Genomic DNA, 13,668 nt, shown 5'->3' on the forward strand with positions numbered 1-13,668 from the left:
GTGGGTGACCTTCTCCTCCTCCCGGCCGACCGGTCCTTTCGATGACATCACCGCCGAACGCGACGCCGTACTCGATGAGTTGGCCCGGTACTCCACCGGTGATCCGCAGGCCGCCGAGCTGTGCGGGTACGCCGGAGAGCTCAGCCACCGGCTGTACCTGCTGCGGGATGACGACGGCCGGGACGAGGAACTCGCCCTGGCCGTCGAGGCGTTCGAGCACGCCTTCCGCACCCCGGGCACCGAGCCGCTCTGGTCGGCCTGGCAGGTCAGGTTCGGGCATCTGCGGGGCGTGCAGTACGAGGACCGGGGCGAGCGGCACCTGCTGGAGGACGCCTTCGGGCTGCTGGCGGCCGGGGTGGAGGGGCTGCCCGCCGGGGACCCCGACTTCGCCTGGGAGCGCGTGTGGGGGCGGCATGTGCTCGCCGTGTGCGCCAAGCTGCGCTGCCTCGCCGACCCCGACGCCGCCGAGCTGCTGGCGGAGGCGCTGCGCAGGCACGACGACGCCCTTCAGGACGTGGAGCCCGGCAGCGAGGAGGAGGCCGACCTGAAGGCCGGTGCCGGATACCTGTTCATGCGGCGGGCCCTGCTCCACGGCGACCTCGACGCCGCCGACGCCTCGGCCCGCCACTACCGGGCCCTCCTCGACACCGCCCCGCCCGCCGACGTCCCGCACCTGCGCTACAGCCTGGGCCTGGCCGCGCTGGTGCGCGGCCGGGTGCGGGTCGACCGGGAGGAACTGGAGAGCGCCCGGGATGCCTTCGACACCGCGCTCACCGAGGCCCGCCGGGCGGGCGGACCCGCACCCGACTGGGCGTTCGAGGCCGAGGTCAACGCCCTCCTCGTACGGACGCTGATCTGGTCCACCTGGAAGGACGTCGGTCAGAGCCTGGCCGCCGAGGTCGAGCTGCGCCGCCTGCTGGAGCGGCCCGGCGCCGAGGACCAGCTGCTGCCGCAGTACCTGGACATGTTCGGGCGCCTGCTGTACGAGCGGGCCGCCGCCCGTGACGACGTCGAGGGCCGGGACCGCGGGATCGCCCTGGTCCGCCGGGCCGTCGACACCTGGCGGCCGGAACGGGACGGCGACATCTGCGCCACCGCACTCTTCCTCGCCCTCTTCCAGCAGTCCCGGCACCACGACGACCCCCGGCCGGACCGTGCCCGGGACGTGCTGCGCGCCGCCGGTCTCGTCCTGGACTCCGGGGCCGGCAACCACGACATGCTCCAGTCCGCCCGCATGCTCGACGGCTGGGCCCGGTTCACCCTCGCCGACCACGGGGTGCTGCCCGAGACCGACGGCTGCCCGGAGGGACTCGACGTCGAGCGGATGAAGCAGACGTGGGACAGCCTGCTCGACGACCTCCGTGAGGGCCGGGCCTTCGTCGACTTCGGGGAGGAGGAGTTCCTGCGGGGCATGGAACGGGACGTCGTCGGAGCCCGCCGTCGCATCCAGGGCTTCGAGCAGGCCCTTGCCCGACTGCGCTCCCTCGAACCGGGCAGCCCCGGCCGGGCCCAGCTCGCCTCGCTGATGCTGAGCAACCTCACCCTCGTCGACCCCGACGGCACCTACGTCACCGCCGAGCACCGGCGGGAGCTGACCCAGGCGGTCCTGGAACGGGCCGAACGGGACCCGGCCTGGCAGGGGCCGGCCAGCGCCGTCGCCGGTGTAGCCCGGCTGCACCAGGAGATGAGCAGCGGCTCCGGCGCCGGGTTCGACGAGGTGCTCGCCCACTTCGACCGGGCGGAGGCCGACGGCGGCCTCGGCGAAGAGGCCGAACACGGCCTGGCCCTCACCCGGTTCGTGGCCCAGACCCAGCGCGGCCAGACCGGCGGCGCCGGCGACGACATGGAGGCCGGCGCCGCGACCTGGCGGCGGCTGCGCTCCGACCCCGCCCTGCCCGCGCACCTGCGCCGCCTGATGGACCTCCAGCAGGCCGGCTACGACGCGCACGCCGCCGTCCGGCGCGGCGACCTGGCCGCCGCCGACGGCCATATCGCCGCGCTCACCGAGGGCCACGCCACGCTCGGCGACGAGGACCCCTCCCGCATCGAGATCCTCACCCTCCTGGAGAACGCCCGCTCCGGGCGCGACAACCTTGCCCAGCACCTCGGCGTACCCCCGCTGCCGCCGCTCGCGGCCCGTCCGAGCGCCGCCGAACTGCGCCGCCAGGCACGGCGGTTGCCCCGCGACCACCGGGCCTGGGTGCTCGGCGACTGCGGCATGACCCGGTTCATACAGGCCCTCACGCAGCAGGACGGGCCGGGCATCGCGACGGCCGTCGGCCTGCTCCGGGAGGCCCACGAGCTGTGCGAACCGGGCAGCGACAGCCGCCTGCGCTACGCGAACGCCATGGGCATCGCCCACTGCGCCCTGTCCGAGCTGGAGATCGACCGGGTGCGCCGCCGCGAGCGCCTCGCCAAGGGCATCGCCCTGCTGGAGGGCGCCTTCGCGGAGGCCGGCGGCCCAGAGCACCGGCTCTACGCCGACATCGGCCTCGCCCTCGCCCAGGCCCGCCGATCCCGCGACGACCTGCACCGCCGGGACCGGGCCGGCGCCCGCGCCCTCGGCCTGAAGTCCCTGCGCGGGTACGCCTGGGCCGCCCTGCTGCAGTCCGGCACCGACCACGCGACGGTCGCCGCCGCACAGGCCACCAGGGCGGCGCTGCAGGTGGCCGGCTGGTGCCTGAAGGACGACCGCCCCGAGGAGGCCCTCCAGGCCCTGGACGCCTGCCGGGGCCTGGTCCTGCACGCGGCCCTCACCTCGGCGACCGTCCCCGACCTCCTCACCGCCACCGGACACACCGGCCTGGCGGCCGAGTGGCGGACCGCCGGAGCCGACGCGGCCGAACCGTCCGCCGACCCCGTCACCGCCGTCAGGACCCCGCTCACCGTGCCCAGCACCCTGCGGCGCCGAGTCCTGGCCGCCCTCACCGACACCCACCAGGCACGACTCCTCGACCCGCCCACCCCCGACGAGATCGCCGAGGCCCTGCGCAGCCTCACCAAGGACGCCCTGGTCTACCTGGTACCGAGCACGGAGGACACCCCGGGCACCGCCCTGGTCGTCACGTCGAAGGGCGCGGTGCACGCCGTACCCCTGCCGAAGCTGACGGAGGACGCGGCACCACTGAAGGAGTACGGGCCCGGGGAAGGCCTGACCCGCGACGCAGCCCCTCGTGACCTCGGCCCCGTCCCCGGCTGGCGCCCCTCGGCGCCCACCACCCTCCGCGGCCGGCTCGACCGGCTGTGCGGGTGGGCCTGGTACGCGGCGATGCGGCCCCTCCTGGAGGCCTTCGAGATGCCGGCCGGAAGGTTGCCCCGGCTGGTGCTGGTGCCGATGGGCAGGCTGGGGCTCGTGCCCTGGCACGCGGCCTGGGAGCCGGGCGGTCCGCGTGGGCGGCAGTACGCGCTGCAGGCCGCCGAGATCTCCTACGCCGCCTCGGCCCGCCTGCTGTGCCAGGTGGCCGCCCGCCCCGCAGCCGAGCACACCGGCGCCGCGCTGATCGTCGGCAACCCCACCGGCGACCTGCGCCACGCGGGCGAGGAGGCCGACGCCGTGCAGCGCGCCTTCTACCCCGAGGCCCGGTTCCTGGGCCGCCGCACGACCGGTCCCACCGACGGCCCCGGCACCCCGGGCGAGGTGCTGCGGTGGCTGCGCGAGTCGCCGCAGGACGGGGGAGTGCTGCATCTCGCCTGCCACGCGTCCGTCGCCGAGAACGCCCGCCGCAGCGCCTGTCTCGCCCTGCACGATGGCCAGTTGGCGGCCGAGGAGATCACCGGCGCGGGCGGCGACCGGCTCGGTCTCGTGCTGCTCGCCGCCTGCCGCAGCCATGTCTCGGGCCGCGGCCACAACGAGGCCTACAGTCTCGCCACCGCCTTCCTCGCCGCCGGCGCCCGCTCGGTCGTCGGCTCGCTGTGGCCGGTCCCGGACGAGGCGACCTCGGTGCTGATGTACCTCACCCACCACTTCCTGCGCACCCACGGTGAGCCACCGGCCCGCGCCCTGCGCCGCACACAGCTGTGGATGCTCAACCCCGACCGCGAACTACCGGCCGAGTTCCCGGAGTTCCTCGCCGAGCGGGCCCGCGGGCTCGACCCGCACGATCTGAGCGCCTGGGCCGGCTTCACGCATCTGGGCCGCTGACCGGCTCCGGCACCAGCGTGCGCAGCGGCACGGTCGCGGCCGTCCAGCGGCCCGCCGCACCCAGCACGGGCCCCAGGATCCTGCGGCCGGTGGCGGTCTTCCACGGGGGCAGCTGGAACGGCAACGTGTTCAACTCCCGGTCGGACACCACCAGTTTGAGCCAGTCCCGGGCCTCCGCCCCCGGTACCGCGGCCAGGGAGGCAGGCAGAAACAGCCGCACGGGATCGCCGTCCAGCGCGTGGCCCGTACGGCCGGGACCGATGAAGTGCCCCGGATACAGCACCGAGGAGGAGGCGTAGCCGTCGGTCAGGTCGAGCAGGACGCACCACAGGGTGCGCTCGGGGGAGCGGTTGTGCAGCCGGATCGACACCCACGGCGGGCGCGGCCCGGCCGGCCCCGGGGTGTACGGGCAGACGATCTCCCCGGACCCGTCCGGCCGCAGCGGCTCGTCCGAGCCCCACGGGACGATCTCCAGCTCCACCAGCCCGTCAAGCAACGAGGGCCGCGGGGCGAGGTCGCGCAGCTGGTGCCAGCGGGAGAGGTGGGCCAGGCAGTCCGCGACCCGCTCGGCGTCCCCGGGAGCCGCGAAGGGCAGGGGCGCCGTGAACTCGGTGCCGTCGCGTCGCAGGACGTACGCCTGCCCGTCCCGCACCCGCACCTGGAAGTGCAGCCCGTACGCCCCCTCCGGCCCCTCCACCAGCCGCACCAGCGGGCCGAGTTCGCGGGCCAGCCACGCACGCTCCTCCGGTGTTCCGTTCACCGTCACACTCGCCGGCGGCAGCGCGACCTCCGACAGCGCGACCGGATACACCAGCTCCGGCTCCGGGTCCCAGTCCACCGGCGCGACCAGCGTCCGCGCGGCCGACACCTCCACCGCGCGTACGACCCCCCGGCCGGGCCCCTCCTCCAGCGCCGCGAAGGTGGTGCCCCGCGCCTCGGTGCCGCCCTCCCGGAGCCCGTGCACCGCGCCGCAGTCCACCTCCCAGCCTTCGGCGCCGTACCGCAGCAGGTGCGGGCTCGCGGTGCGGGGCGCGCCGCCCAGCAGCGGGCGGTCCGCCGCACCGTCCGGCAGGTCGGGGAAGAGCACCGGATGCTGGGTGCTGCCCGCCCGCTGAACCCGGGCAGCGGCCGCCGCCAGCAGCTCGCGGCACGTGGCGCCGGGACCGGCCGCGCGCACCGCGCCGATCAGCGCATGGGTGAACGCCCCGTGCCGGCGCCCCCCGAACCAGCCCTCGTACGACGGCTCGTCCAGCCGGCTCGCCGCCAGCAGCACATGCCGGGGCGGTCCGCCGTGCGCGCGGGCGCCGAAGTCCCACTCCGGCCGGGGCGGCGCGTACCGCGCGGTGAGTTCCGCCTCCCGCGTCGCGCCCCCCGAGTGACAGCAGTCCAGCACCGCCGTGACCTGGGCACCGCCCGCCGCGACCCGGTCCAGCAGCGCGCCCAGCCGCTTGTCGGGCAGCGGACCGTCCACGCACACCAGTGCCTGGTTCAGGCCCGTCGCCTCGATCAGCAGGTCGTCCCCGGTGGCGGCCTCCTGCGTGCCGTGCCCGGAGAACCACAGCAGCGCGGTGTCCCCGGGGCCGGCCGAGCCCAGATGCCGCAGCACGGCGTCCGTCACGGCGGACACGGTCGCGTCGGCGTCCGACAGGACGGTGACGTCCGTCTGGTCACCCGCCAGCTCGGTCAGCAGCCGATGTGCCTCGGCGATGTCGTTCGCGCAGCCGCCGAGCGCGCTCGCCACGGAAGCCGGATAGTCGTCGATGCCCACCAGGAGCACCTTGATCCTCCCCATGCGAAGAGAGTCTGCCAGTGTCGTTCAGGGGTCAATCGGGCTTACCGGGATGCACTCTTGACGTGACGTCACTAATCTTCGCCTTCCGTGCATCGCACAACCGCTCACCACCCATGACTCTCGGGGGACACATGGGGTACACCGAACGGCCGCGCCGTGTCGTGCGGCCGGCACAGCAGGGGCCGGGGATCCAGCCGGGCTCCGCGCCCGCGAGCCCGGCGCCCGGCGTCGTACGCCGCGAGCTGTACACACCGCGCTCCCGCAAACTGCTCGACGCCGTGGGCCGGCTCGACGCGGGGCTGGACGAGCAGGCCTGCCGGTCGCTGGCCGAGTGGGTCCGCGAGCAGTACACGACGGCGTACGGCTCGGTGCCGCTCGGCTTCGTCGCACGCTGCCACCTGGGCCCGCCGTACGTCGACCACCAGCTGAACCTCTTCCACGTCATCGTGCGGCACTTCGCCCCGGCCGAGCCGATGCCCGAGCCGTTCGCCGCGGCCCGCATGCTCGCCCGCTCCGGCGGCTACGCCCACGTCGAGGTCTACGACGACGGCCTGATCCTGCCGGTCCTGGACGACGGCACCGTAGTCCGCCCTTGAGCCCTGACCCCTGTCCCGTCCCCCTGTCCGCTCACCCCGCAGCACTCGAACGGAGTTCCGCATGTCCGAGGTCGACTACACACTGCGCCGCCAGGTGCAGGAGGTCAGCAACCTCGTCATCAGACTCAGCGAACAGGTCGGCTCCGTCTCCGGCCAGGTCTCCACCGTCGAGGCCAACCAGCAGCAGACCCGCACCGAACTCCAGCAGCTGCGCGACGAGTTCCTCGCCTTCGTGCAGCAGGCGCAGGCCACCGCGAACGTGCAGCGCGCCGAGACCCGCATCGGGGCCATCGAGGACAAGATCGACCACGAGTTCGGTCACCACAAGACGGTCCGCCGTACCGCGGTCGGCATGCTCCAGGCCTTCGACATCGGCCTGGTGTCGGAGGACAACGTCCGGATGGTCGGCGACCAGCTGATGCTCCAGACCCCCCGCTACTGGCTCGCCCCCGCCCTGGTCGCCCTCGCCTCCTGGTCCGCCGACGACCGCACCCTGTGCGAGCGCGCGGTCGACGAGGCCTTCCGCCGCTCGCCCGACCGCACCTCCCTCTTCTTCGCGCTCGTCCTGCGCCGCCAGGGCCGCTCCGAGGGGGCGGTGCGCTGGCTGCGGCACTATCTCCTCGCCCAGGACCCGGCCGCGCTCGGCCGCGAGTTCGCGGTCATCCTGGAGGCCATCGCCCAGGGCGCGTTCGGACCGGTCGGCCGTGAGCTGCTGGACCGCACCCTCGCCGAGTGGCGCTCCCAGCTGATGGACAGCGCCGACGCACAGGCCAGGCAGGTCCGGCGCTGGCGCGACGAGCTGGAGTCCCTGCGTGGTCCGTCCCAGGCGGCCGAGTTCCCGCGTCTGGCCGCCCTCTCACCGCAGTGGGTCACCCTCGACGGCGTGCTCTCCTCCGCGCGCGGCCAGCAGCCCGTGCTGGACAAGTACCGGGCCATCATGGACCGCGAGTTCCAGCCGTCCGAGCGCATCGAGGACGCGGTCGACGACATCCTCGACCGGCTGGTCTCCGAGTACGACAACGAGGAGCTGCCGCTGCGCCGCGACCTCGCCTTCAACCAGGCGGTGGTCGACCACGACGGCGACCTCACCACGGCCCGCAAGGCCGCCGACGCGGACGCGGCCTCGTACGAGGAGACCCTCGACTACCTCACCGTGCAGACCACGGCCGCGCTCAACCCGCAGGCCATCGGCACCTCGCCGGCCACCCAGCGGCTCTCCGTCGCGGCCTGCCACGAGTGGTTCCGGCATGCGCACGGCGCCCACACCCGCGACTACCGGGCCGCCGTGCCGCAGGACGTCCAGGCTCAGTTCGCCACCTCGCACTCCGTGGGCTCGCAGCTCTTCCAGCTGCCCACGTGGGTCGGCTCGTTCACCCAGCCCCTGGCCGCCCTGGAGAAGTCCCTCGGCGACCACTGGGACCGCTGCACGGGCCCGTTCGTCGAGGCGCTCGCCTTCCCCTGGCTGAAGAAGGCGGCCCCGCCGGCCGGCGTCGTCGCGGCCATCCTCCTCTTCCTCGCCGGCAACTGGCCCGCCTTCGCGATCGGCGCGGCAGCCGTCGTCGCCCTCGTCTGGGGCCTCGTCCTGCGCAACCAGGCCCAGACCGCGGCCCGCGCCCAGGCCGCGGCCCGCGAACTCCTGGACCGCGCCAAGACGGAGTCCCTCCACCAGCTCCGCGCCGCCTCCGCCGAACTCACCGACTGGTACGAGAAGTTCACAACGGCCGACCAGGCCGAGGCCAAGGTCCGCGAACTGATCGCCACGCTTCCGACGGCGGGCGGAGGAGCTTCGCCCTTCGAGGGACGCACGGTACGCAAGCAGCCCGCGCCCGCGGAGCCGGCCCAGGAGGAGGCGGTGCCTTCGGCGCACTGGGCGTCGGCATCCGAGTCGGCGGCTCGCACTGAGACTTCGTCGGAGTCGGCGGCTCGTGCGGGGGCCTCGGCGAAGTCGTCGAGCGGTGCGGAGGCCTCGTCCGAGCCGGCGGCTCGCGAGGAGGCCTGGTCCGGGTCCGGGGGCGGCTCGGGGGCGGCTTCCGGGGCCCGGCCGGGGGAGGAGTCGGTGTCTGGGGGGTCGGGTCAGGGGGAGGCCGTGCCCCCGGCCCGCCCGGGAGGCGCCTCCGGGGCGTCGGGCCGGGAGGACGCGGCGTCGGGCTCGTCGGCCCGCGCGGAGAGTTCCTCCGCGTCCGAGCCGTCGTTCCGCAAGGAGGCCGAGCCGGAGGACAACACCGGCCAGGAGATCCCGTCCGAGTCCCAGGAGGACAGCGCCCGATGAGTACGCCACCGCCGCCCGCCCACCAGCCCGGCCCGGCGCCGCGCGGCGCGCAGGACGAGTCGCCGTGGGCGAACGCCGCGCGCCCCGCGCCGCACGAGGCGGGGACTGTGCCGCCAGGGAACTCCACGACACCTCCGTCGGCGACCGCAGCCGAGCGCCCCTGGGCCGCCACCGGTCAGCCCGGGGCCACGGTGCCCGCGCAGGGGGCCACCCCGGCGGCGGCGCCCTGGGGCGGCGCGGCTGCCACCCCGCAGTCCGCCGCAGGCGGCGCCGTCTCCCGGACCGGGCAGCCCGTCGGCGCCGGCCCCGTCCCCCAGAGCGGGCAGCCCGTCGGCACCGCCCCCGCCCTCCAGAGCGGGCAGCCCGTCGGCACCGCCCCCGCCCTCCACACCGGGCCGCCACCCGGCACAGGCGCCGCCCAACAGCCCGCCGCCTCCCCGTGGGCCGCGTCCGTCGACTCTGCCCGTGCCCAGTCCTCCCCCTGGGCCGCGCAACGGCGTCCGCAGCAGGAGCGGGTCACCAGCAGGCTTCGGCGGGTCGTGGAGGGGCTGCCGGACTGGGAGCCGTTGCCGCCGGGGGAGACCGTCGTGCGCAGGCCGGGCAGCACCGTATGAGCGGGCTGTGGGGTGACGGAGGGCCGTACCAGGCCTGGGCCGGCTTCCTGCGGCGCTGGGCGGCCCTGGAGCCCGTCGATCCGGCCGTGCTGCCCGCGCTCGCCGAGGAGCAGTACGACAGCGACACCTGGGCCCGGCTGACCGAACACCTCACGGGCGCCCTGAACACGCGCCTGGTCACCTGGGCGGAACACCTCGTCCGTGCCCTGAACGCGAGCCGGGACGACTTCAGTTGGGGCCGCGAACTCGCCCAGGCCCGCACCGGCCTGCACTCCGTCCGCGGGCTGGCGGCCCACCCGGGCCTCCCGGAGTCCCTGCGCACCCGGCTGACCGAGCTGGTCGACAACCAGATCACCGAGGTGCAGGCCCAGCTGGAGCGGAACCTGGACGCCGAGATCCGGCGCGGCACCGACCCCCGCCTGGTCGAGCGCCGCCGCCGCACCCTGCGGGACAACGCGCTGACCGCCACCCTCACGGCGCGGCCGGCCCAGGACGCCTGGGCGTACGACCCCGCGGCCCCGCCCAGACGCCGCATCGTCCCCGGCTGAGGCGGACAGCGGCGGGCCCCGGCCGGCCGCGCACGTCCCGCCGTCCCCGAACACCTCCGAGAAGGCCCGAATGTCGAACTACGCCGAGAGCCTCAGCCATCTCGACAGCTACATCTCCGCCCGCGTCCCGGTCATCGCGATGCGCACCATCGAACAGCAGCGCGCCCTGCGCCTGTTGCGGGAGGCGGCCACCCAGTCCCGGCGCAGCAGCATGCCGTTCTGGATCTACACCCGGGCCACCGGCCTGCGCGACCTGCGCACCAACGCGCCCGTGCAGGACGACCGTTCGCTGGCCGGCGCGATGGACTTCGCGGCCGCCCAGTTCGGCAGCCGCGCCAACGCCACCGTCGTCTTCGTCGACCCCGACGAACTCGAGTCGGACACCCCGGTCACCCGCCACTTCGCGGAACTGGCCCGCCTCGCCGACAGCAACATGGGCAGCATCGTCCTGATCACGGACACCCCCATCTGGAGCGGCCTGCAGCGCCTCGGCATGAGCCTGCGCCTGGACCTGCCCGACTCCGAGGAGATGTACGGCATCCTCAGCGGCTTTCTCGGCGACCACCACGGCCACATCCCCATCGACTGGACCGAGGAGGACGCCCGCCGCGCGGCCGAGTTCCTGAACGGCGTCACCGAGGCCGAGTGTGTCAACCTCATGGCGACCATCGCCGCCAAGGGCGCCATCCGTCGCGAGGACGTCCTCGGCCTCGCCCAGGCCAAGGACCGCATCTTCAGCGACCTCACCGGCCTGGAGCGGGTCAGCCTCAAGCAGAGCGACTACGCCATCGGCGGCCTGACCGGCCTGCGCACCTGGCTGGAACGCAAGCACGACATGATCTCCCGCGACCTGCGCCACACCGCCCTGCGCCCGCCGCGGGGCGTGCTGCTGGTCGGCGTGCCCGGATGCGGCAAGTCGCTGTCGGCCAAGGCCATCGCCCACGACTGGCAGCTCCCGCTCTACCGCCTGGACATGGCCAGCATCCACGGCAAGTACCTCGGCGAGTCCGAGGGCCGCTTCCGCGAGGCCCTGGCGATGGCCGACAGGGTGGCCCCCTGTGTGCTCTGGATCGACGAGATCGAGAAGGGCCTGGCCGGGCGGGACGACATGTCCGGCGTCCCGCAGCGCATCATCGGCCAGTTCCTGTACTGGCTCCAGGAGTCGCAGTCCCGCGCGTTCGTCGTGGCCACCGCCAACGACATCCGCAGCCTGCCCCCGGAGCTGCTGCGCAAGGGCCGCTTCGACGAACTCTTCTTCGTGGACCTGCCCGACGCCCAGGACCGCAAGGAGATCATCCGCATCTACCACCACCGCTACCTCCAGGCCGAGCCCGACCCCGAGCAGCTCGACCGTCTGGTCGACCTCTCCGAGGGCTTCGCCGGCTCCGACATAGAGGCCGCCCTGCACGACGTGGGCGAGGAGGCGGTACGCCGCGGCGGCTTCGCCCGGCTGAAGGACTCGTACGTCATGGACACCTTCGCCCAGGTGCGTCCGCTCAGTGTCAGCAACCCCGAGCAGATCGAGGAGATCCGGGCCTGGGGCCGCGAGCGCGCGGTACCGGCGGGCCGTGCGGCGGTGACGCCGGTGCCGGGCGACGGGGGCCGTACCCGGAGGATCGTCTTCATGGACGAGTGACCAGGGTCGATCCGTGTGTCGGGTGGTCCGACTGGTTCCGGCACAGCAATGTCGTCCATACTGCCGCCGTGGAGCAGCGCATAGGATCGAGCAGCAAGCCCGTCGAGGGCGCCGGATTCGACCCGGCCTTCATTCCCGGGCTCACCGGACCGGCGGCGAAGTCGGAGCAGGAGCAGGAGCCGCAGGCGGCGGCACCGGAACCTGCCGAGGAGCCGGAACAGGAGCAGGAGCCAGAGGCCCCGGCGGCCGGGGCACCGGCGAAGCCGGAGGAAGAGGCAGAGGAACAGGAGCCCGCGGACGGGCCCGTCTTCGAGGCCTCCGACCGCCGCGCCAAGTTCGCCGCCGATCACCGTGGTGTCCGGCTCAGCCTGGACGAGGAGAACTGCGAGTTCCGCTGGAACGAGATCGCAGCGGTCGAGACGGAGTCCCCCCGCTTCGGCAAGCGTTTCACTATCACGGTGCACACCCCTGACCGCCGCTGGTACCCGATAGAGATCGAGGCGACGGCCAGGGCGCGCTTCAAGGAGTGGGAGGACCAGCTGGACGCGGTCCTCGACGCCTACTTCGAAGAGGCCTAGCTGCAGTACTGGGCGGCCTTCCCGATCGCCCGGTACATGCAGTCCGCGTTCTCCAGCAACTGCAGCACCGCGTCCTTGTTCCGGGACGTCTCCCGCTCGATGACCTCGTCGGGCGGGTAGAACCCACCCCCGGAACTGGACGTCGGATACATCTCGAAGGTGAAGTCGAAGATCTTGTGGACGCCCCACAGGTAGTCGTCGATCGACCCGTCGGTGATGTACAGATCGCTCGACTGCTCCGGCGTGTACCCGTTGCTCGCGGCCATCTTCTGCCCCACGGCCTTGAACGCGGCGGCGTCATCGGCGCTCATCCCGGTCGCCGTGTCCGAATAGGTGTAGCCGAACGGCCACAGCACCAGCTCGCTGTAGGTGTGGAAGTCGATACCGGCCTTGATCTGCTGCTTGCCGCCGACGACCCGGCTGCGCACGAAGTCGGAGACGACCTTCACCTCGGGTGCCGACTCGGCGGCCGAACCGCGGTAGGTCTCGGACGACTTCGAGCCCGACGACCCGCCGCAGCAGCCCCACTTGTAGTCCCAGTTCCGGTTGAGGTCGGTCCCGACGTACGAAGAACCCGAGTTGGGCTGCCGGTTCTTCCGCCACGACCGGTACGACCCGGTGGCGATGTCGTACTCTCCGCCGTCCGGGTTCAGATCGGGGACGATCCAGATCTCCCGGCTGTTGATCAGGTTCGTGATCCGCGGGTCGCTCCCGTACCCGGCGCCGAACTCGCGCAGCAGGTACAGGGCCATCTCCACGGTCAGATGCTCACGCGCGTGCTGATGGAAGGTGAACAGCACCTCCGGCTCGTCCTCGTCCGTCCCCACGTTGTCGCTCACCTTGATGGCGACGATGTCCCGCCCCTGGTACGACTTCCCGATCACCCGCTTGCTCATGATGTTCGGGTAGGCGGCCAGCCGCTGGTCGATCTCGGCGTTCATCTCGGCGTAGTTGTGGTACTTCGAGTCGGCGCTGGGGAAGTCGTAGAGCCGGAGCCCGGACCGCTGGGGTGCCGCCCCCAACGGAGTGACGTCGTACCCGAGCTTTCGCAGCTTGCCGATCTGCTCGGCCCGCCCGGACACGACGACGGTCTCCTCGTCGGCCTCGTCGACGGTGACGCCGGTCTGCTGAATGGCCGTACGGGTCACGGGGGTGGTGCTCTGATGGATCTCGTACTGCCGGATGTCGTCACCGGACGGCGCGGCCCTCCGGACGCCGTCGGCGCTGGCGTGCGTGGCGGTGGCCGATACGGGGGCGGCGAGGGCGAGGGCCAGCAGGGCGCCGAGTGCGGCGGTACGCCTGCCGCCGCGCACGCCGGAGCCGCGGATACGAAGTCGCATGAACTCTCCTTGGGTCTCCAGGGATTCCGGGGTCGCCGGAAGTGGGGAGTGGAGCTGGGGGTGCGTCAGTGCGACGTGCCTATTGCTGTGAGGCCGCTGTGCGGGGGTTGGCGCTCATGGTGAAGTGTTGGCATGATCAGGTCAAGAGGCTTCC

9 protein-coding genes are annotated in these 13,668 nt (G+C 73.5%); 7 read left to right on the forward strand and 2 right to left on the reverse strand.

All coding sequences use genetic code 11. From position 1 onward, the window contains the following. The first annotated feature begins 4 nt into the window (after positions 1-4). On the forward strand, positions 5-4,141 hold the full coding sequence (locus AC07DS_RS06920) for a CHAT domain-containing protein (protein WP_479143339.1): 4,137 nt from the start codon (positions 5-7) through the stop codon (positions 4,139-4,141). Here AC07DS_RS06920 and AC07DS_RS06925 read toward each other — a convergent pair. After that, positions 4,122-5,933 carry a caspase family protein gene (locus AC07DS_RS06925; RefSeq protein WP_479143340.1) on the reverse strand — a complete coding sequence of 604 codons (1,812 nt, stop codon included), beginning with the start codon at positions 5,931-5,933 and terminating at the stop codon, positions 4,122-4,124. The two genes, AC07DS_RS06920 and AC07DS_RS06925, sit on opposite strands and share 20 nt — an antisense overlap. Positions 5,934-6,064: 131 nt before the next feature. Between AC07DS_RS06925 and AC07DS_RS06930 the strand changes: the two genes are divergently transcribed. From AC07DS_RS06930 to AC07DS_RS06955, 6 genes are all read left to right on the forward strand, one after another. Beyond that, the gene (locus AC07DS_RS06930; protein ID WP_479143342.1) at positions 6,065-6,529 is read left to right on the forward strand and encodes a hypothetical protein; all 465 of its coding nucleotides are present in this window, start codon (positions 6,065-6,067) and stop codon (positions 6,527-6,529) included. Between the two features lie 61 nt (positions 6,530-6,590). Then, the gene (locus AC07DS_RS06935; protein ID WP_479143344.1) at positions 6,591-8,798 is read left to right on the forward strand and encodes a hypothetical protein; all 2,208 of its coding nucleotides are present in this window, start codon (positions 6,591-6,593) and stop codon (positions 8,796-8,798) included. Further along, on the forward strand, positions 8,795-9,412 hold the full coding sequence (locus tag AC07DS_RS06940; RefSeq protein WP_479143345.1) for a hypothetical protein: 618 nt from the start codon (positions 8,795-8,797) through the stop codon (positions 9,410-9,412). Before AC07DS_RS06935 ends, AC07DS_RS06940 begins: the two co-directional genes overlap by 4 nt. Next, positions 9,409-9,960: a hypothetical protein gene (locus AC07DS_RS06945; protein WP_479143346.1), complete on the forward strand. Its 552-nt coding sequence runs from the start codon at positions 9,409-9,411 to the stop codon at positions 9,958-9,960. Before AC07DS_RS06940 ends, AC07DS_RS06945 begins: the two co-directional genes overlap by 4 nt. A 70-nt stretch (positions 9,961-10,030) precedes the next feature. Beyond that, positions 10,031-11,596 carry an AAA family ATPase gene (locus AC07DS_RS06950; RefSeq protein ID WP_479143347.1) on the forward strand — a complete coding sequence of 522 codons (1,566 nt, stop codon included), beginning with the start codon at positions 10,031-10,033 and terminating at the stop codon, positions 11,594-11,596. A gap of 68 nt (positions 11,597-11,664) precedes the next feature. Beyond that, positions 11,665-12,174: a hypothetical protein gene (locus AC07DS_RS06955; protein ID WP_479143349.1), complete on the forward strand. Its 510-nt coding sequence runs from the start codon at positions 11,665-11,667 to the stop codon at positions 12,172-12,174. Here the strand turns inward: AC07DS_RS06955 and AC07DS_RS06960 are convergent. Beyond that, positions 12,171-13,514, reverse strand: a complete 1,344-nt coding sequence (locus tag AC07DS_RS06960; protein WP_479143351.1) for a M14 family metallopeptidase — start codon at positions 13,512-13,514, stop codon at positions 12,171-12,173. The genes AC07DS_RS06955 and AC07DS_RS06960 overlap by 4 nt on opposite strands. Positions 13,515-13,668 lie beyond the last annotated feature (154 nt).

It is taken from the genome of Streptomyces sp. NPDC044064 (assembly GCF_056434245.1).

Coding starts and splice junctions, on each gene's coding strand:
- AC07DS_RS06925 (WP_479143340.1), bottom strand. CDS start 5,933: ATGGGGAGGATCAAGGTGCTCCTGGTGGGCATCGACGACTATCCGGCT.
- AC07DS_RS06930 (WP_479143342.1), top strand. CDS start 6,065: ATGGGGTACACCGAACGGCCGCGCCGTGTCGTGCGGCCGGCACAGCAG.
- AC07DS_RS06935 (WP_479143344.1), top strand. CDS start 6,591: ATGTCCGAGGTCGACTACACACTGCGCCGCCAGGTGCAGGAGGTCAGC.
- AC07DS_RS06940 (WP_479143345.1), top strand. CDS start 8,795: ATGAGTACGCCACCGCCGCCCGCCCACCAGCCCGGCCCGGCGCCGCGC.
- AC07DS_RS06945 (WP_479143346.1), top strand. CDS start 9,409: ATGAGCGGGCTGTGGGGTGACGGAGGGCCGTACCAGGCCTGGGCCGGC.
- AC07DS_RS06950 (WP_479143347.1), top strand. CDS start 10,031: ATGTCGAACTACGCCGAGAGCCTCAGCCATCTCGACAGCTACATCTCC.
- AC07DS_RS06960 (WP_479143351.1), bottom strand. CDS start 13,514: ATGCGACTTCGTATCCGCGGCTCCGGCGTGCGCGGCGGCAGGCGTACC.